This window comes from Paraburkholderia sp. SG-MS1 (assembly GCF_012275575.1).
Classification (GTDB): domain Bacteria; phylum Pseudomonadota; class Gammaproteobacteria; order Burkholderiales; family Burkholderiaceae; genus Paraburkholderia.
On sequence record NZ_NPIH01000127.1, the window covers coordinates 1 to 17,578 of the forward strand.

Annotated in this window: 16 protein-coding genes; 13 read left to right on the forward strand and 3 right to left on the reverse strand. The window is 64.3% G+C overall.

The genetic code is table 11. The features are described 5' to 3' along the window. From CIC12_RS09685 to CIC12_RS09700, 4 genes are all read left to right on the forward strand, one after another. On the forward strand, positions 1-394 hold a 394-nt coding region (locus CIC12_RS09685; protein WP_168663906.1), incomplete at its 5' end, for a M23 family metallopeptidase. Then, entirely contained in the window at positions 387-782 is a 396-nt protein-coding gene (locus CIC12_RS09690; RefSeq protein WP_168663907.1) for a hypothetical protein, read from the forward strand. The genes CIC12_RS09685 and CIC12_RS09690, both read left to right, overlap by 8 nt. Positions 783-861: 79 nt before the next feature. Next, entirely contained in the window at positions 862-1,287 is a 426-nt protein-coding gene (locus CIC12_RS09695; protein WP_168663908.1) for a bactofilin family protein, read from the forward strand. Between the two features lie 272 nt (positions 1,288-1,559). Beyond that, entirely contained in the window at positions 1,560-1,970 is a 411-nt protein-coding gene (locus tag CIC12_RS09700; protein WP_168663909.1) for a rhodanese-like domain-containing protein, read from the forward strand. A 123-nt stretch (positions 1,971-2,093) separates the two neighbouring features. Here the strand turns inward: CIC12_RS09700 and CIC12_RS09705 are convergent, their stop codons facing one another. Beyond that, on the reverse strand, positions 2,094-2,828 hold the full coding sequence (locus tag CIC12_RS09705) for an ABC transporter substrate-binding protein (RefSeq protein WP_168663910.1): 735 nt from the start codon (positions 2,826-2,828) through the stop codon (positions 2,094-2,096). A 473-nt stretch (positions 2,829-3,301) separates the two neighbouring features. On the opposite strand from CIC12_RS09705, the gene CIC12_RS09710 reads away from it, so the two are divergent. The 6 genes from CIC12_RS09710 (at position 3,302) to CIC12_RS09735 (ending at position 9,307) form a co-directional block, all read left to right on the forward strand. Beyond that, a complete protein-coding gene (locus tag CIC12_RS09710) occupies positions 3,302-4,408 on the forward strand; it encodes an ABC transporter ATP-binding protein (protein WP_168663911.1) in 1,107 nt (368 codons plus the stop codon). Then, entirely contained in the window at positions 4,395-5,483 is a 1,089-nt protein-coding gene (locus CIC12_RS09715; RefSeq protein WP_168663912.1) for an ABC transporter ATP-binding protein, read from the forward strand. Before CIC12_RS09710 ends, CIC12_RS09715 begins: the two co-directional genes overlap by 14 nt. Next, complete coding sequence (locus tag CIC12_RS09720; RefSeq protein ID WP_121321207.1) at positions 5,480-6,376, forward strand: carbohydrate ABC transporter permease; 897 nt, start codon at positions 5,480-5,482, stop codon at positions 6,374-6,376. The genes CIC12_RS09715 and CIC12_RS09720 overlap by 4 nt, the downstream gene beginning before the upstream one ends. Further along, positions 6,366-7,175, forward strand: coding sequence for a carbohydrate ABC transporter permease (locus tag CIC12_RS09725; RefSeq protein ID WP_168663913.1), 810 nt, complete (start codon positions 6,366-6,368; stop codon positions 7,173-7,175). Before CIC12_RS09720 ends, CIC12_RS09725 begins: the two co-directional genes overlap by 11 nt. Beyond that, positions 7,175-7,456 (forward strand): DUF2160 domain-containing protein, encoded by a 282-nt coding sequence (locus CIC12_RS09730; RefSeq protein ID WP_168663914.1) that lies wholly within the window; start codon positions 7,175-7,177, stop codon positions 7,454-7,456. The genes CIC12_RS09725 and CIC12_RS09730 overlap by 1 nt, the downstream gene beginning before the upstream one ends. Before the next feature lie 108 nt (positions 7,457-7,564). Next, positions 7,565-9,307 carry an ABC transporter substrate-binding protein gene (locus tag CIC12_RS09735; protein ID WP_168663915.1) on the forward strand — a complete coding sequence of 581 codons (1,743 nt, stop codon included), beginning with the start codon at positions 7,565-7,567 and terminating at the stop codon, positions 9,305-9,307. A gap of 94 nt (positions 9,308-9,401) precedes the next feature. Here the strand turns inward: CIC12_RS09735 and CIC12_RS09740 are convergent, their stop codons facing one another. Continuing rightward, a complete protein-coding gene (locus tag CIC12_RS09740; protein ID WP_168663916.1) occupies positions 9,402-10,490 on the reverse strand; it encodes a porin in 1,089 nt (362 codons plus the stop codon). A gap of 183 nt (positions 10,491-10,673) precedes the next feature. After that, entirely contained in the window at positions 10,674-13,094 is a 2,421-nt protein-coding gene (locus CIC12_RS09745; protein ID WP_168663917.1) for a membrane-bound PQQ-dependent dehydrogenase, glucose/quinate/shikimate family, read from the reverse strand. A 556-nt stretch (positions 13,095-13,650) separates the two neighbouring features. Between CIC12_RS09745 and ftrA the strand changes: the two genes are divergently transcribed. From ftrA to CIC12_RS09760, 3 genes are all read left to right on the forward strand, one after another. Next, positions 13,651-14,616 (forward strand): transcriptional regulator FtrA, encoded by a 966-nt coding sequence (gene ftrA, locus CIC12_RS09750; RefSeq protein WP_168663918.1) that lies wholly within the window; start codon positions 13,651-13,653, stop codon positions 14,614-14,616. Between the two features lie 338 nt (positions 14,617-14,954). Next, positions 14,955-15,887: a tetratricopeptide repeat protein gene (locus CIC12_RS09755; protein WP_168663919.1), complete on the forward strand. Its 933-nt coding sequence runs from the start codon at positions 14,955-14,957 to the stop codon at positions 15,885-15,887. A gap of 241 nt (positions 15,888-16,128) precedes the next feature. Beyond that, positions 16,129-17,352, forward strand: a complete 1,224-nt coding sequence (locus tag CIC12_RS09760; RefSeq protein ID WP_168663920.1) for a DUF2252 domain-containing protein — start codon at positions 16,129-16,131, stop codon at positions 17,350-17,352. The last annotated feature ends 226 nt before the right edge of the window (positions 17,353-17,578 follow it).

Here is a 17,578-nt window from a genome sequence, read left to right on the forward strand (position 1 = left end):
CGCCGACGGCGCGCGCTTCGGTTCGCCGTTCGGCAACCGCAGCGATCCGTTCACGCATCGTTTGAGTTTTCATCCGGGCATCGATCTGGTCGCTAAAACTGGCACGCCGATCATGGCGGCGGCGGGCGGCCGCGTGGTATTCGCCGGCGAGAAAGCGGGCTATGGCAACGCGGTCGAAATCGATCACGGCAACGGACTCGTGACGCGCTACGGGCACGCGTCGCGGATCGTCGCGCACGTGGGCGACCTCGTGCTGCCCCGTCAGCACATCGCCGACGTCGGCTCGACCGGACGCTCCACCGGCCCGCATCTGCATTTCGAAGTGCTGGTCAACGGCGCGCCGGTCAATCCGGTCGACTACCTCGCGCTCTTCGCGCCGCCGCCTCATGGCTGAGCGCTGGAGCGGGCGGCGGGTCGACCGCGTCGCGGGGGCACTGAGCGGGCGCACCTACACGCTGCGGCCGGCGCGATCGCTTGCCTCGCGCGTGGCCATGTGGGTTGGGGCGTGTGCGTTCAGCGCGGCGCTCGGCGCGGCGGCGCTGGCCGGCTGGGACGCGCGGCGCGCCGGCATGCCGCCGGGGCGGTGCGCGCCCGAACCCGTCGACGAAGGGCAACAGCAGACCGAACTGGCCCGCGCGCGGCTCGCGCTGGCGCAGGAGTCGGCGGCTCGCGCGGCGGTGCAGAAGTCGGCGGACAGCGCCGCCGCCGACGTCGCGCGGCTCAATGTCGAGTTGCAATTTCTGCGCGGGCAGGGCAAGACGCAGGCGGCGTCACGGCGGTGAGTGGGAGGCGCACAGCGCACACCCATCCCCGTCGCGGGCAGCATCACGCGACGAATATTTTTATTTCGAGGAAGCGGTTATGTTCAGCAAGAAAAAAAGCGCGGGCATCGAACAGACCAAGCTCGCCACCCTGATCGCCCACGACGTGCGGATCACCGGCGATCTGCAGTTCAGCGAGGGCCTGCGAATGGACGGCCACGTGCGAGGCAACGTCAGCGGCGCGCCCGGCACCCAGACGCTGCTCGTGCTGAGCGAGCGTGGCTCGATCGAGGGCAACGTGCACGGCTACGACGTGGTGGTCAATGGGAGGATCGTCGGCGATCTGATTGCGGATCACTTCGTCGAATTGCAGGGCAATGCGCACGTGACCGGCAACATCTACTACCAGCAACTGCGCATGGATTGCGGCGCGTCGGTCGACGGCAAGCTCACCAAGCGGGAAACCGCGCAGGGGATGCAGGCGCCGCCGCTTCTGGTCTCGCTAGACGAGTCCGCGGACGACTAGCGCGGGGAACGCAATGCCGGCCGGGCGAGCGCGGCGCGCGTCGAATGGTCGGACGGCGCGCGGCTCATCGCGAGATGCGCGGACGCGCCGCGATCGCGCGTTGAGAACGCCGATTGAGGCGCGGCTGTGAATCGCTATGGTTGCTGCGAACGCGGTGGCGCCGGGTGGCCCGGGGTGGCGTGATGTTACCGGAATCTGTCAATCACGCCACTGGTCGATCGTGCGAGAGAACGGGACAATCCTTCGTGACACTACACGCACAAGGAGCCTATATGTCCCCGGTCTCAGCCGTTCCTGCTGCCGACAGTTCTGCCGCGCTCGATCATTTCAGCACGCTGCTGTCATTCGAAACGGATTGCGCCGACGTCCACGCGGCCCTGGCCAGCGACGATCCGCTTTCGATCGACTTTGTCTTGCTGGACGTGCGCGGCCCCGCTCTTTTCGCCAGAGGCCATGTGCCTCGCGCCGTGAACCTGCCGCATGGCAAGATCGTGGCGTCGAAGCTCGTCGACTATCCGCCCGAAACGCTGTTCGTCACCTATTGCGCGGGGCCTCACTGCAACGGCGCAACGCGGGCCGCGATAAATCTCGCTCGACTCGGCCGCCCGGTCAAGGTCATGACCGGTGGCATCACCGGCTGGCTCGATGAGGGGTTGCCGTTAGCCGTTGCCAGTAGCGAGTGAGCGGCGGCGTGAGGCGGCTTCGTCCATGAGGCAGGTTGACGGCGGTCAGTGCGTCTTGTAGGGAGCCGCATTGCGCTGTCATCACTTTCTTTCGAGACACGTCGCACTGCGCCGTGCTCGCAGCTAGCCCGCCGGCGCAACCGACGCGCCAATGATCCCATGCCGCTCCAGCGACCCAGCCACGAAGCCCGACGCCTTCATTGCTTCGACAAACTGACTCAGCGCGTTCGCCGCAACGGCGCCGCGACTTTTGGGCGTGCCCATTGCCTGCTGGATCACCATGAATCGTTCGTCCAGCAGGCGCAGTCCGGAGGTTTTTAACGCATCGGCTTCGAGCTGTTGCTTGACGCCGGCAGCCACTTCGAGATTCTGTTCGAGGAACGTTTGCACGACAATCGGCGAGGTCGGCGCGCGAACGATTTGCGCCGCCTTCAGTTCGCGCGTGAGGAACAGGTCGTAAGCGCTGCCCTTGCCGACGGCGACCCGGTTGTGCGCCTCGTCGACGTCCTGATTCGTTCTCACGGGCGAGTCGTCGCGCACGAGATAGAAGCCCTCGATCAACACGTACGGCGCCGTGAAAGCGATGGTCTCGCCGCGCAATGGATCGACGGCGAAGAAACCCAAATCGGCTCGCTCCTCGGTCACGGCCTGGACCGATTTGCCTGCGGCATCGAAAACCACCAGTTCCAGTTCGACGCCGAGCTTCGCGGCAAACGCCCGTGCAAGGTCGACCGACACGCCGAACGGCTCGCCTGATTCGGGATGTCGGTTGGCAAGAATCGGATTGCCGAGATTGATCGACGCGCGCAGCTTGCCGGTGGGCGTGAAGGCGGCGACAACGGACGGTTCAATGTTCATGGCGGCTCTCGTCGCGACCGCCATTTTTTGCATGCGGTCCCGAAGGTCAGGGATTGGGTCGATGCGCGACAGCATAGCGGTTCCGCCGTCGCTGTGGCGCGCTCGCGGCCGCCTCGTCCGGCCATGACCTTTCTGTTACGCTGACACGATTCTTACGACAAGAGTGAAAAACCACCGGCGGCGAAAGAATTCAAGCGGCATAGGGCAAGGAGTCAGGAACGCCACTGTCTCAAGATTGTATGGTTAACACCAATTTATCCGTAAACGAACAAAAAGGAACATCGATTCTGTTGTTTTAATTCCTTTCGGAAAAAATGGGGCCTGCCTGAGGGTGCGCCCGGAAGGATAAGAACCACGGAAGATTCGCGGAAAGATCCACGGCGCAAGCCATCGGTAACACCATCACGCACCACGCCTGAGCCGCGCCAGGCACCCGCAGCACCGGAGACGCACTTAGAACAAAGGAGAGCGATTTGGTCTTGGAACTGGAGCGGGTGACAGTCGTTTCGGGCGCCCAAACGCATCTGTACGGCGTCGATCTGCGGCTCGTCCCCGGCGCGATCAACGTGCTGCTCGGGCCGACCCAAGCCGGCAAGACCACCCTGATGCGCGTGATGGCCGGACTCGATCGCCCGGCGTCTGGGCGCGTGCTGGCCGACGGCCGCGACGTGACCGGCGTCAGCGTCAGACAGCGTAACCTCGCGATGGTGTACCAGCAGTTCATCAACTATCCGGCGATGACGGTGTTCGACAACATCGCGTCGCCGCTGCAACTGCAGAAGCTGCCCGCCGACGAAGTCAAACGGCGCGTGCACGAAGTCGCCGCCAAACTCCATATCGATCATCTGTTGCAACGCCGTCCCGGCGAACTGTCCGGCGGCCAGCAGCAGCGTTGCGCGTTGGCGCGGGCGCTGGTCAAGCGTTCGTCGCTGGTGCTGCTCGACGAGCCGCTGGTGAATCTCGACTACAAGCTGCGCGAAGAATTACGCGTCGAACTGGCGACGCTGTTCGCGGACGGCAAAACCACGGTCGTCTACGCGACCACGGAGCCGCTCGAAGCGCTGCTGCTCGGCGGCTATGCGGCGATCGTCGACAGAGGGCGCGTGCTGCAGCACGGCCCGACGCTCGACGTGTACAACGCGCCTGCCACCGTCGACGTCGCGGCTGTCTTTAACGATCCGCCGATGAACATGCTGGTGAGCGATCTCACCGCTGACGGCACCGCGCGCCTGCCGATCGGCATCGACGTACCGCTCGAACGGGCGAGCATGCGCGCCGTGCGCGGCAACGACACGTTCCGCATCGGCATCCGCCCTGGCCATCTGCGGCTCGCGCCCCGCACCGAGCGCTCCGTCGCGGTGCCGTGCCGCCTCGAACTGGCCGAATTGAGCGGCTCCGAAACCTACCTGCATCTGCACACGCAGCAAGGCGGGGTCGATCTGGTCGCGCAACTGCAAGGCGTGCATCAGATCGATCTCGGCACGCAGCTCGACGTATACATCGACCCCGACGAACTGTTCGTGTTCGGCGCGGACGCGAAGCTGCTATCCGGCCCGGAGGCGGCTCATGGCGCGCATTGAGTTCCAGAATCTCGCGCACGCGTACGCCCCCAACCCCGCGACGCTCGACGACTACGCGTTGCAGCCGATGAGCATGGTCTGGGAAGACGGCGGCGCGTATGCGTTGCTCGGGCCGTCCGGTTGCGGCAAGTCCACGCTGCTGAACATCGTATCGGGCCTCGTCAGGCCGTCGGAGGGCAGGGTGCTGTTCGACGGACGCGACATCACCGGCTTGAGCCCGCGCGAACGCAACATAGCGCAGGTGTTCCAGTTCCCGGTGATCTACGACACGATGAGCGTGTTCGACAACCTTGCGTTCCCATTGCGCAACCGCAAGATGGCGGCGCGCGACGTCGAGCGCCGCGTGCACGAGGTGGCGGAGATTCTCGACATGACGCGGGAATTGCCGCGCAAGGCGAACAATCTGTCGGCGGACGCGAAGCAGAAAATTTCGCTGGGGCGCGGGCTCGTGCGCAAGGACGTCGCCGCGATTCTGTTCGACGAACCCTTGACGGTGATCGATCCGCATATGAAGTGGATATTGCGTCGGCAGTTGAAGAAGATCCATCAGCAACTGAAGCTGACGCTGATCTACGTGACGCACGATCAGGTCGAGGCGCTGACCTTCGCCGATGAAGTGATCGTGATGACGAACGGCCGCGTCGTGCAGAAGGGCGGTCCGGACGCGCTGTTTTTGCGGCCCGATCATGCGTTCGTTGGCTATTTCATCGGCAGTCCGGGAATGAATCTCTGCCCGGTCGATCTGGACGCCGACGGCATCAGGATCGGCACGCAGCACCTGCGGCTCGACGCGCACACGCTCGATACGCTGAAGCACGCGAGCGGCACGCTGACGCTCGGGATTCGCCCGGAGTTCGTGCGCGTGGTGAGCGACGGCGAGCCCGGTGCGGTGAAGGCGAATGTATTGCGCGTGCAGCAGCTCGGCAATTATCAGCTGGTCACCGCGCAATGCGACGGCCACACCTTCCGCGCCAAGCTCGAATCGCATTGGCGGGTTGGCGAGGGAGCGGTCTGGTTGAAGCTCGCCGCGGCGGAAACCGTGTTCTTCAGGAACGACGAAAGGATCGTGCGATGAACAAGCCCGTCAACCAGAAGGCCTGGCTGCTGGTCATCCCGGTGTTCATCTGCGTCGCCTTTTCGGCGATCCTGCCGTTGATGACGGTGGTCAACTATTCGGTGCAGGACATCATCAGCCCGACGCAGCATGTGTTCGTCGGCACCGAGTGGTTTCGCGCGATCATCAACGACGCGGATCTGCGCGGCGCGCTCGGGCGGCAGATCATTTTTTCCGCGTGCGTGCTGCTATTCGAAATCCCGCTCGGCGTCGGCCTCGCGCTGGCGATGCCCGCGTCCGGCTGGCGCGCGTCGGCGTCGCTGGTCGTGCTCGCCATGCCGCTGCTGATTCCATGGAACGTGGTCGGTACGATCTGGCAGATTTTCGGGCGGCCGGATATCGGTCTGCTCGGTTATGCGCTGAATCGCGTGGGCATCGACTACAACTACACGGCGAGTCCCGCCGCCGCGTGGATCACGGTGCTCGTAATGGACATCTGGCACTGGACGCCGCTCGTCGCATTGCTCTGCTATGCCGGCTTGCGCGCGATTCCCGACGCGTTCTATCAGGCCGCCGAAATAGACGGCGCGAGCCGCTTCGCGGTGTTCCGCTATATCGAGCTGCCGAAGATGCGCGGCGTGCTGATGATCGCCGTGCTGCTGCGCTTCATGGACAGCTTCATGATCTACACCGAGCCGTTCGTGCTGACGGGCGGCGGCCCGGGCGACTCGACCACGTTTCTCTCGCAGTATCTGACGCAAAAAGCGGTCGGCCAGTTCGACCTGGGACCGGCGGCGGCGTTCTCGCTGATCTACTTCCTGATCATCCTGTTGCTGTGCTTCATTCTCTACAACTGGATGGAACGCGTCGGTAAGGGCGGCCCGGCAAGCGGGGGAGACGAATATGGGCAATAACCGCTGGATGCGCGTCGTCGTGCTGACGGTGTACATCCTGTTCGCACTGGTCCCGCTCTACTGGATGCTGTCGATCTCGCTGCGCACGAACGAAGAGACGATGTCGGCGTTCGCCGTCTGGCCGCACCATGTGACCTTCGACAACTACAAGGTCATCTTCACCGACCCATCGTGGTACTGGGGATACATCAATTCGATCATCTACGTGCTGATGAACACGGTGATGTCCGTGCTGGTCGCGTTGCCGGCGGCCTACGCGTTTTCGCGCTACCGCTTTCTCGGCGACAAGCACATGTTCTTCTGGCTGCTCACGAACCGCATGACGCCGCCCGCCGTGTTCCTGCTGCCGTTTTTCCAGCTCTATTCGAGCGTCGGTCTGATGGACACGTATATCGCGGTCGCGCTCGCGCACATGCTCTTCAACGTGCCGCTCGCGGTGTGGATTCTCGAAGGCTTCATGTCGGGCGTGCCGCGTGAAATCGACGAAACCGCGTACATCGACGGCTATACCTTCCCTGCCTTCTTCGTGAAGATCTTTCTGCCGCTGATCAAGTCGGGTGTCGGCGTGACGGCGTTTTTCTGCTTCATGTTCAGCTGGGTCGAACTGCTGCTCGCGCGCACGCTCACGACGGTCAACGCGAAGCCGATTGCCGCGGTGATGACGCGCACGGTGTCGGCGGCGGGGATGGATTGGGGTGTGCTGTCGGCAGCGGGCGTGCTGACCATCGTGCCGGGCGCGCTCGTCATCTACTTCGTGCGCAATTACATCGCGAAGGGCTTTGCCATGGGGAGAGTCTGATGCTCACGTGGATGTACTGGACCCCCGAGGTGGCGGTCTTTTTCAGCTGCATCGTGCTGATGCTCGCGGGCATGACCGTGTGGGAAATCCGCTCGCCGACCATCGAACGAAAAGGCTTCCTGCCGATTTCCACCACGCGTGGCGACCGGCTTTTCATCGGGCTGCTGATTGCCGCGTACATCAATCTCGCGTGGATCGGCATCAGCGCGGAAAACGCGAGTGCGTGGCCGGGCTTCGCGGTGTCGATGCTCGTGCTGCTCATCGTCATGTGGAAGGGTTGAACGGCGTTGCGTTCCGAAGACTTGCGTATCTGGACAGACCGGTTCCGTTGATGCCCCGGGCGGACGCCGGCAGTTGATGCAAGGGGTGCTCAGAGACTGGAGACAGCCATGCAACAGAGGAGACGGATCGTCACGCTCGCCGTGGCAGGCGTCGTCGCGACGGGCTTGACGGGCCATGCGGCGATGGCCGGTACGGCGGAGGCGCAGAAGTGGGTGGACAGCGAGTTTCAGCCGAGCACGCTGTCGAAGCAGCAGCAGATGGACGAGATGAAGTGGTTCATCGACACCGGGGCGAAGCTGAAGGCGGCGGGCGTGAAGGAGGTCCATGTGGTGTCCGAAACGCTCGACACGCACATGTATGAATCGAAAACGCTCGCCAAGGCATTCACCGAGATCACGGGCATTCCGGTCAAGCACGACATCATCCAGGAGGGCGACGTCGTCGAGAAATTGCAGACCTCGATGCAATCCGGCCAGAGCATTTACGACGGCTGGATTTCGGACTCCGATCTGATCGGCACGCACTACCGCTATGGTGTGATCATGCCGCTGTCCGACTATATGGCCGGCGAAGGCAAGCAGTACACGAACCCCGGGCTCGACGTAAAGGACTTCATCGGCACGAGTTTCACGACCGCGCCGGACAAGAAGCTCTATCAGCTGCCCGACCAGCAGTTCGCCAACCTCTACTGGTTCCGTGCCGACTGGTTTGCACGCAAGGATCTGCAGGACAAGTTCAAGGCGAAGTACGGCTACGATCTCGGCGTGCCGGTGAACTGGTCCGCGTATGAGGACATCGCCGAGTTCTTCACCAACGACGTCAAGAATATCGACGGCGAGAAGGTCTACGGCCATATGGACTACGGCAAGAAAGACCCGTCGCTGGGCTGGCGCTTTACCGACGCGTGGCTGTCGATGGCGGGCGAAGCCGACAAGGGCATCCCGAACGGCATGCCGGTCGACGAGTGGGGCATTCGCGTCACGCCCGACGGCTGCCATGCGGTCGGCGCGTCGGTCAGCCGCGGCGGCGGCACGAACAGTCCGGCGGCGGTCTTCGCGACCACCAAATACATCGACTGGCTGAAGAAATACGCGCCGCCCGAAGCATCGGGGATGACCTTCAACGAAGCGGGACCGGTGCCGGCGCAAGGCCGCATCGCGCAGCAGATCTTCTGGTACAGCGCATTCACCGCGTCGATGCTCAAGCCCGGCAACGTGACCAACCCCGACGGCACGCCGAAGTGGCGGATGGCGCCGTCGCCGCACGGTCCGTACTGGAAGGACGGCATGCAGAACGGCTACCAGGACGTCGGCTCGTGGACGTTCTTCAAGTCGACGCCACCGAACCAGCGTGCGGCCGCATGGCTCTACGCGCAGTTCGTCACGTCCAAAACCGTGTCGCTGAAGAAGTCGATCGTCGGGCTCACGTTCATTCGCGACTCCGACATTCATAGCGAGTTCTTCACGAAGAACGCGGACAAGTACGGCGGCCTGATCGAGTTCTATCGCAGCCCGGCGCGCGTCGCGTGGACGCCGACCGGCAATAACGTGCCCGACTATCCGAAGATGGCGCAGCTCTGGTGGAAGAACGTCGCGACGGCCGTGGCCGGGGAAAAGACCCCGCAGGCCGCGATGGACAATCTGGCGAAGGAAATGGACCAGGTGCTGGGCCGCTTGCAGCGCGCCGGGATGAAGGTGTGCGCGCCTGAGTTGAATGCGGAAAGCGATCCGGCGAAATGGTTGTCGGATCAGCACGCGCCCTGGAAGAAGCTCGGGAACGAGAAGCCGAAGGGCGAAACGGTCAAGTACGACCAGTTGCTGACGGCGTGGAGGCAGGGGAAGGTGCGCTAGGGCGTTGCGGCGCGATTCTATGAGAGGGTGTGGGCGGGCGGCCAGTGCAGGCCGCCCGCTTTTTTTCGCGCGCTGCGCACGCGTTGCGCGTCGTCTAGAAGCGGTTGATCATGCCGAACTGCACGCCTCGCACGCTGGCGCCGGGCCAGGAAGGCGTGAGCCCGGTCACGTTCACGCCCTTGAGCGTGAATTCGGCGTCGCCGTGATTTCTCAGCCAGCCCGCGCTCGCATAGAGCAGCACGCGTTTAGAGAGATCGTATTCGCAGGCGGCGCTGAACTGGTCGGCATTGTTGTCGCCGCCCGAGCGGTCACGCAGATACGTATAGCCGAGCGACGCGCGAAAGCGTCCGCTGATCGCGTAGCGCGCCGATACCGATGCGCCGTCGTTGTGATAGCGCGGCGTGCCGCCATCGCCATTGAAGAACGACAGGAAGCCGGTGAGCGGCCCATACACGTACGAGACGCCGCCGAGATTGGCGCGCAACGCGCCGTCGCCGTGCGTCTGCTGGTGCGCATAGGAAATGCGGAACGGACCGTTGTGCCACTCGACCGTCTCGATGTGGCCGGCGAGCCCGTTGCCGTCGCCGTCGGCGGGCTCGCGTAGCGAGGCCATCAGCGTCGTCGAGAAGCCGTGGAATTCCGGCGAAAGATACGTGATCGCGTTGCTCTCATACGGCGTGATCTTCGACAGATTGTCGAGCCCCGAGGCGATCGTTCCGGCGCCGAATGCGTCGAGCTGTCCTTTGAACGGGATGTAGATCGGCGAATACTGACGGCCCACCCGCACGGTGCCATAGGGCGTGGACGCGCCGATCCATGCCTGGCGGTTGAACATCGTGTCGGCGACGGCAAGCGAGCCGTTGCCCGAATTGAAGCCGTTCTCCAGGTCGAACAGGATTTTGACGCCGTTGCCAATGTCTTCCGCGCCGCGCAAGCCGAAGCGCGAGCCACGATAGGCGCCGGAATCCATGCGTGCAACGTAGCCCGCGCCGGGGTTGGTGATTTCGATGCTGGTGTCGAGCGCGCCGTAGAGGGTGACGGAGCTCTGGGCGTGCGCGGTCACGGCGTGCGCGGCGAACACGGCCAGCGCCGCCGAGGTACGCCGCGCACGCCGGCCGAACGCACGCGGTGACCCGCGTGAGGCGTCATGGCAATGAAGTAGGGCGAGGGCTGAATGTTTCATAAGGGAAAAGAGAATACCGCACGCTGAGCGCCACGGGGGCACGGGAAGCTCGAATGAAAACGGCATGCCCGACGCGAAGCTGCGTCGGCGGCATGCCATTGCGAGGGTGCGCACGCTGACGCCATACAGAGCCCCGCTGAAGCGCGGACGAATGTACCGCGCTTCAGGTGCTCGCGTCGCGTGTCATTGCGGCAGCGCGTACGCGATCACGTAGTCGCCGCGATCCGGCGACTGACGCGCGCCGCCCGCCGAGATCACGATGTACTGGCGGCCGTTGAGCTCGTAGCTCATCGGCGTGCCCTGGCTGCCCACCGGCAGGCGAGCTTTCCAGACTTCCTTGCCGGTCGAGCTGTCGAACGCGCGCAGGTAGTAGTCCTGGGTGGCCGCGAAGAACACGAGACCGCCGCCGGTGCTGAGCGAGCCGCCGATGGTCGGCATCCCGATCGGCGTCGGCATGCGCATCTGCACGCCCGCGAGGCGCGTATCGCGCACCGTGCCGAGCGGCACCTGCCATGCGACGCTGCGCGTCTTCAGGTCGATGGCCGTCAGGCTGCCGAAAGGCGGCTTCTGGCAAGGAATGCCGAGCGGCGAGAAGAAGCGGTCCTTGGTCACCGAATACGGCGTGCCGCCGAGCGGCACCGCGCCCATGCCCGCGTTCACGGCTTCATTACCGTTCGATTCGCCGCCGCGACGCGCTTCCTTGACGAGACGCACCCACAGGCCGAGGCGCATGTCGTTCACGAAGATCATGTCCGCGTCCGGGTCGTACGACAGGCCGCCCCAATTCATCCCGCCGAGCGAGCCGGGGAAGCTCAGCGACGTGTCGGTATCCGGCGCGGTGAACTGGCCGTCATAGCGCATGCCGTGGAAAATGATGCGGCACATCATCTGGTCGATCGGAGTCATCCCCCACATGTCGGAGCCCTTCAGCACTTGCGCGCCGATCTGCGGCATGCCGACCGACACCGGCTGGGTCTTCGAATAAGGCTCGCCCGGGATCGTCGCGGTCTTCACGGGCTGCTCGATCACCTGGGTGAGCGGCTTGCCGGTCAGACGGTCGAGCACGAACAGTTGGCCCATCTTCGTGCCGACGACCAGCGCCGGCACCTTCTTTCCGTCGACCGGGAAGTCGATGAGCGTCGGCTGCATCGGCACGTCGTAGTCCCACAGGTCGTGATGGACGGTCTGGTAGTGCCACTTCTCGGCGCCCGTCGTAGCGTCGAGCGCGAGAATCGATGCACCGTAGGACTCGTCGAGTTGCGTGCGCTTTGCGCCCCACAGGTCGATCGCCGCATTGCCCACGGGCATGTACACCGTGTTGGAGGCCGCGTCGTAGGACATCGGCGCCCACACGTTCGGCGTCGAACGCGTGAAAGTCTTGCCGGCTGCCGGTGCCGCCTTGTCCTGCGGGTTGCCCGGATCGAACGCCCACTTCATCTTGCCCGTGATCACGTCGAAGCCGCGGATCACGCCGCCTGGCATGTCGAGCGACACGTTGTCGGCGACGCGTCCGCCGACAACGATGGTCGTGCCCGCGACGGTCGGCGGCGAGGTGAGTTCGTAGAGCGGATCGGTCGCATTGCCGAGCCCGGCCTTCAGGTCGATCACGCCGTTCTCGCCGAAGTCCGCGCAGAGCTTGCCGGTGTCGGCGTCGAGTGCGACCAGCTTCGCGTCGATCGTATTCATGAAGATGCGGCGACGGCAGGCGGCCTGATCGGCCGGCAGAGCAACGGGCGTGACGGGCGTCGAACCGCTCACGCTCGGCTGCTGCACGGGTTTCGTCGTGTCGAAGTACGCGAGGCCGCGGCAACGCACCCAGACGGTCGTCTTGCTCGGAAATTCATGGCGCCACTTTTCGTGACCGTTCGCGGCATCGAGCGCGATTACTGTGTTGTGCGGTGAGCAAACGAACAGCGTGTCGCCGATCTGCAGCGGCGTTTCCTGGTCTTCCGCGCCACCGCCGGTCGGGCTGAGCGGCACGTCGCCGGTGTGGTAGGTCCACGCGACCTGAAGGTTCTTCACGCTGTCGCGATTGATCTGCGGGAAGCCCACGAAACGGTCGCCGCCCGCCGAGTGGCCGTATGCGAACCAGTCGCCGGTGCCGGTATGGTTTCTTGAGAGGCCGGCGTCCGACTCGGTGCCGAAGGTGCCATGCGGAATGAACATGCCGTACACGAACAGCGCATTACACGCCAGCAGCACGAGGCCGACGGCCCACGCCGCACCCTTCGCGGGGGTCTTGCCCTCGAGGCGGCGCAGGACCGGATAGGCCGGCGCGAGCAGCATGGCAATCATCGAGAACATGAAGATGCGCGCTTGCAGCGGCCAGAAGTCGATGCCGCTTTCCCAAACGGCCCACAGCGCGGTCGCGACGACGGCGATGATGAAGAGCACGTAGGCGTTCGAGCGGCGTCGCGCGAGCTGAATGCCCGTCGCGCTGGTGGCGAGGCCCATCAACAGGTAATACCACGAGCCGCCGCGGGCGATGAGCATGCCGCCGCCGATCACGAAATAGAGGCCGAGCAGAAGGCCCACCGCACCCACGACGGACAGAGCGACGCGAGCCGCAGTCGATGGTGGCTTAGTTTGAGTTTGCTTGGACATTGCTTGTCTTCATAGGTACGCAAATTGGGCCCATGCATACGGGCCGCCTGAAGCGGGCGGCGTGCATGTGCCGGGTCGTGAAGCCGGCGCGCGCTGGCTCCGGCAGTGGTGAATCGGCTCGGATAAAAAGCCCGTCAAGGCTTTCGACGTGGTCTTACGCTGCGTTAGCACCCCGTCGGCGCCTGCGTGCCGACACCGGCGCGAGACGGGCGAGCGCCTTCGATTTCCAGATGTCCCTGAGCGTATTGCGTTGGGCACGAAGCAGAAGGGCTGCGCGCAATGGGTATCCGGAACGGGGCGCATGCGCGCGGCGTTCGCGGCCGGCTGGCGTTTTACGGGGCTTCGGCAGCGTAGTGCTTATATTTAAAACTAACTAGTCCGTACATTTTAATACAAATGTCGGGTTTGCGTCGGCAGGTCGGCCTTTTCGAGTCTTTGATGGCGTAGACGGCGGCTTGATTTTTCTTTGTCCGGAAATGCTTGCCCGGATTGGGCGGAAATCGAACCTCGTCGTCATTCTGATTGGCGTCATCACAATCTCCAGTAACATTGCGCCATGCACAATCACCTCGTCGTCGCGCTGGCTTATGACCGGCTCTGCACTTTCGAATTCGGCTGCGTGACCGAACTGTTCGCGCTCGAACGTCCCGAACTCGGCGTCGACTGGTATCGCTTCGCGGTGTGCGCGGGCGAAGCCGGTCCGATTCGCGCGGCGGGCGGCATCACGATCGCCGCGCCATACACGCTCAAGCTGCTCGAGCGTGCCGACACCATCGTCATTCCCGGCTGGCGCGACGCGGACGAAGTGCCGCCCGCACCGCTTCTGAAAAAGATTCGCGCCGCTCATGAACGCGGCGCGCGTCTGTGTTCGATCTGTTCCGGCGTGTTCGTGCTAGCGGCCGCGGGCGTGCTCGACGGCAAGACCGTCACGACCCACTGGCGCTACGCCGACAAATTGCAGCAGCGTTATCCGCAGTTGAGCGTGCGGCCCGATGCGCTTTATATCGACGAAGGCCGGATCATCACGTCGGCGGGATCGGCGGCAGGGCTCGACATGTTGCTGCACCTGGTGCGCCGCGATCATGGCGGCGCGGTGGCGAATCGGGTCGCGCAACGGCTCGTGGTGCCCCCGCATCGCGAGGGCGGCCAGGCGCAGTTCGTGCCGCGCCCGATGCCGCAGGACGAGAGCGGGCGGCTGGCGAAACTGATGGACCGGGTGCGCGCGCATCCGGCCGAGCCGCACACGCTGGGTTCGCTCGCCGAACGCGCCGCGATGAGCCCGCGCACGCTGCAGAGGCAATTTCGCGACGCGACCGGCATGGCGCTTTTCGAGTGGGTGGTGCGGGAACGGGTCGCGATTGCGCGCGAGTTGCTCGAAGCACAGGCTTCGTGGCCGATGGCGCGCGTCGCGCAAGTCGCGGGCTTCGGTTCCGAAGAATCACTGCGGCGCCATTTTCGACGCGTCGCGCTGACGAGTCCGGCGGCGTATCGCAAGAAGTTCGGCACGCACGAGCGTGTCTGAAAAAGCGCTTACGTCGTGTGCGATAGACGGCGGATATTGGCGAGCATTCCATTCACCAGGCAAAGTAGGGGGCAGGCGCGCGTTCGCAAAATCGGCGCTCGATGCGCGCGGCCTGGAGCGCGGCGTGCCGCGGTTTTCCGGCCCGTCGCATACGAGGCGGCCGACTGGCGGTGCGGACGGATTCGCGCCGGCGCCGATTTTCTGTCAGCATCACGGCCAGTGGCCGCGCCAGCGCGTATCGTGTGAGTCGTGCCTATCCCGGGCGCAAAACATGTGTTCGAAGCGCCACATCGAAACGGAAGGCCGAAACACATGATCCCCATCATATCCCCCTGCTCATGAACGTCAGAACTGTGTTCGCCGTGGCTATGCTGGCCGTTCTGGGTGCGAGTGCCGCGCTCATACCGGCGCTTGCCGTGGCGCAGGCGCAGCAGGCCGATTCGCGCGCCGAGCTGTATCGACGCAATCTGCTGGCGGGCAAGGACATTGCGTGCCGCACGAATGCTTCGTGCGCGGCGCTCGGCGTGGCCGCGCTCGAAGCGGGGCGCATCAAGGACGCGCAGACGCTCGTCGCAATGGAAATCTCGCTCGCCGAGGCCGCCGCGATGCGGGCCGCCGAGGAGAACTCGCCGAAGGCGACCAGTTCGGCGCGCTCGCGCGTGGCGATGGCCATGGTCCATCAGGGCGACGTGCAACAGAAGCTCGGCGCGTACCCCGACGCGCGCGCCTACTACCGCAGCGCGGTGAGCCGTGGCGACGACTATCCGAGCGACGCGCTGCTCGGCCGCGCGGTGGCCGCCGCGCGTCAGCGTCTCGAAGCGATTTCGAACAAAGCGGTGGTGACGGGCATACCGCCGTCCGGCGCGCGCTTTAGCCGATACATGTTCTTCGGCGCCTGGAACAGCATCGACGTGAAGCCGGTGAAAGGGCGGCGCGGTGTCTACCGGATCGACGGCGATTTCGTCTATCCGACCGTGGGCCCGGACGGCGAGCCCAGTGCGAATATGGGCAGCATGTCGGCCTATGTGCGCTTCTTCGACGGCGTGGCGCGCGTGCCGATGACGGAGGCCGGCGGCAACGGGCCGATCGACGCCACGGCAAAGATCGGCACACTCGCGCCGTACGAGCAGCGTAGCGACAAATGCCTGATCGAGTTCAGCCTGTCGGCGCCGGAAACGCTCGACGTGCGTACGCGCGGCTCGCCGACGGCGTGTGGGTTCGGTTTCAACGTGAGTGCCGACGGGCGGTACTATCTGATGACGGGGCGGTAGCGCGACCGCATAGGTGGCGCTTATCATGCGATGGTCCTGCGAGTGGGGTGGCGGCGACCCGGTGTCTCTGCCAAATCGAGACCCAAGCCGGCGACGAGCACAAGGGGATCCATCCCACGCGGCGGCATGATTCGCTGCGCGGGCATCGAGCATGCGCTGAATCCGCATCGAGCGGCATGAACCCGGATCGAGCCGCTTTCCCTCCCACCTGACCGCGTTGTGCTCAACGAACGGAACGCCCATGCCCGACATCGCGAAGATCATCAGCAGTTTCAACGCCGGGCGCGATCCTGAACGGCTCGCGATGAAATACAAAGCCATGCGCAGTTCGCCGTTCGTATTCTTGCGCGGCACCTGTCATCTGTTCTATGAACGTCTGCCGCGCGAGAAGGTGCTCGACGATGCGCCGCCGGTCTGGATTTGCGGCGACATGCATCTGGAAAATTTCGGCAGCTACAAGGCCGACAATCGCCTGATCTACTTCGACAACAACGATTTCGACGAAGCCTGTCTCGCGCCCGCGCTTTACGAACTGGTGCGTCTGCTGACGAGCGTGCTGGTCGGCGCCGCCGATCTCAAGCTGAGCCGTGCGCAGGCGCTGGCGCTCTGCCATACGGCGGTGGATGCGTACGGCGCGGCGCTCGCGGTGGGCAAGTCGCGCTGGATCGAAGCGGAGACCGCGGTCGGCATGGTGCGCGATCTGTTCGTTGCACTGGCGAGCCGCACGCGCGTGGCGCATCTGGAGCGGCGCACGGTGCTCAAGGGCAAGACACGCGTGCTGAAAGTGGACGGCAAGAAAGCACTGCCCGTGAGCGACCAACAGCGCGCGGCCGTCTCGCAATTCATGCAGCGGTTCGCCGCGAGCGAGCCCAATCCCGACTTCTATCGCATCCTCGACGTGGCGCGGCGGATCGCCGGCACAGGCAGTCTCGGCGTGGACCGCTATGTGATTCTCGTCGAAGGCAAGGGCTCACCGGATGGCAACTATCTGATCGATCTGAAAGAGGCGCTGCCTTCGTCGGTCACGCCGCATCTGCACACGCCGCAACCGCAGTGGCAGACCGAGGCGCAGCGCGTCGTCGAAGTGCAGCGGCGCAATCAGGCGGTCTCGCAGGCGTTCCTGCATGCAGTCGATTTCAATCAGCGTTCGTACGTGTTGCGTAGCCTCCAGCCGTCGGAAGACCGGGTCGCGTTGGGCGACTGGAACGGCAAACTGCCGCGGCTCGAAGCGGTAATCAACAGCATGGCCGAACTGAGCGCATGGGCACATCTGCGCAGCGGCGGACGGCAGAAGTCGTCGATTGCCGACGAGCTGATTGTGTTCGGCAATCGTAAAGACTGGCAGTTGCCGCTGATCGATCTTGCGACGCAATGCGCGGCGCAGGTCGGGGATGACTGGAAGGTGTATTGCGACGCTTTCGATCAGGGTGGGTTCGAAGTCAGGGGAAGCGCTGAGGGGCATTGATGCGTTGCATCCGGCACACCGCGTCGAGCATTCTTCCTGCGAAGTCAAATGCACCGAAAAGCGCAGCGAAACAATATGCAGCAAAGTCGGCGCGACCCCTCCGGGTCCTCGCTTCTTTTGAACCGCATATACCCGCTACGTGTTCTAGCCGGCGACTGGTTGCCGTCGGCCCTTTCAGGTCGTTGAGAAGTTCGTGCCTTACTGTCCGTTCTTAGGCAGGCATGAG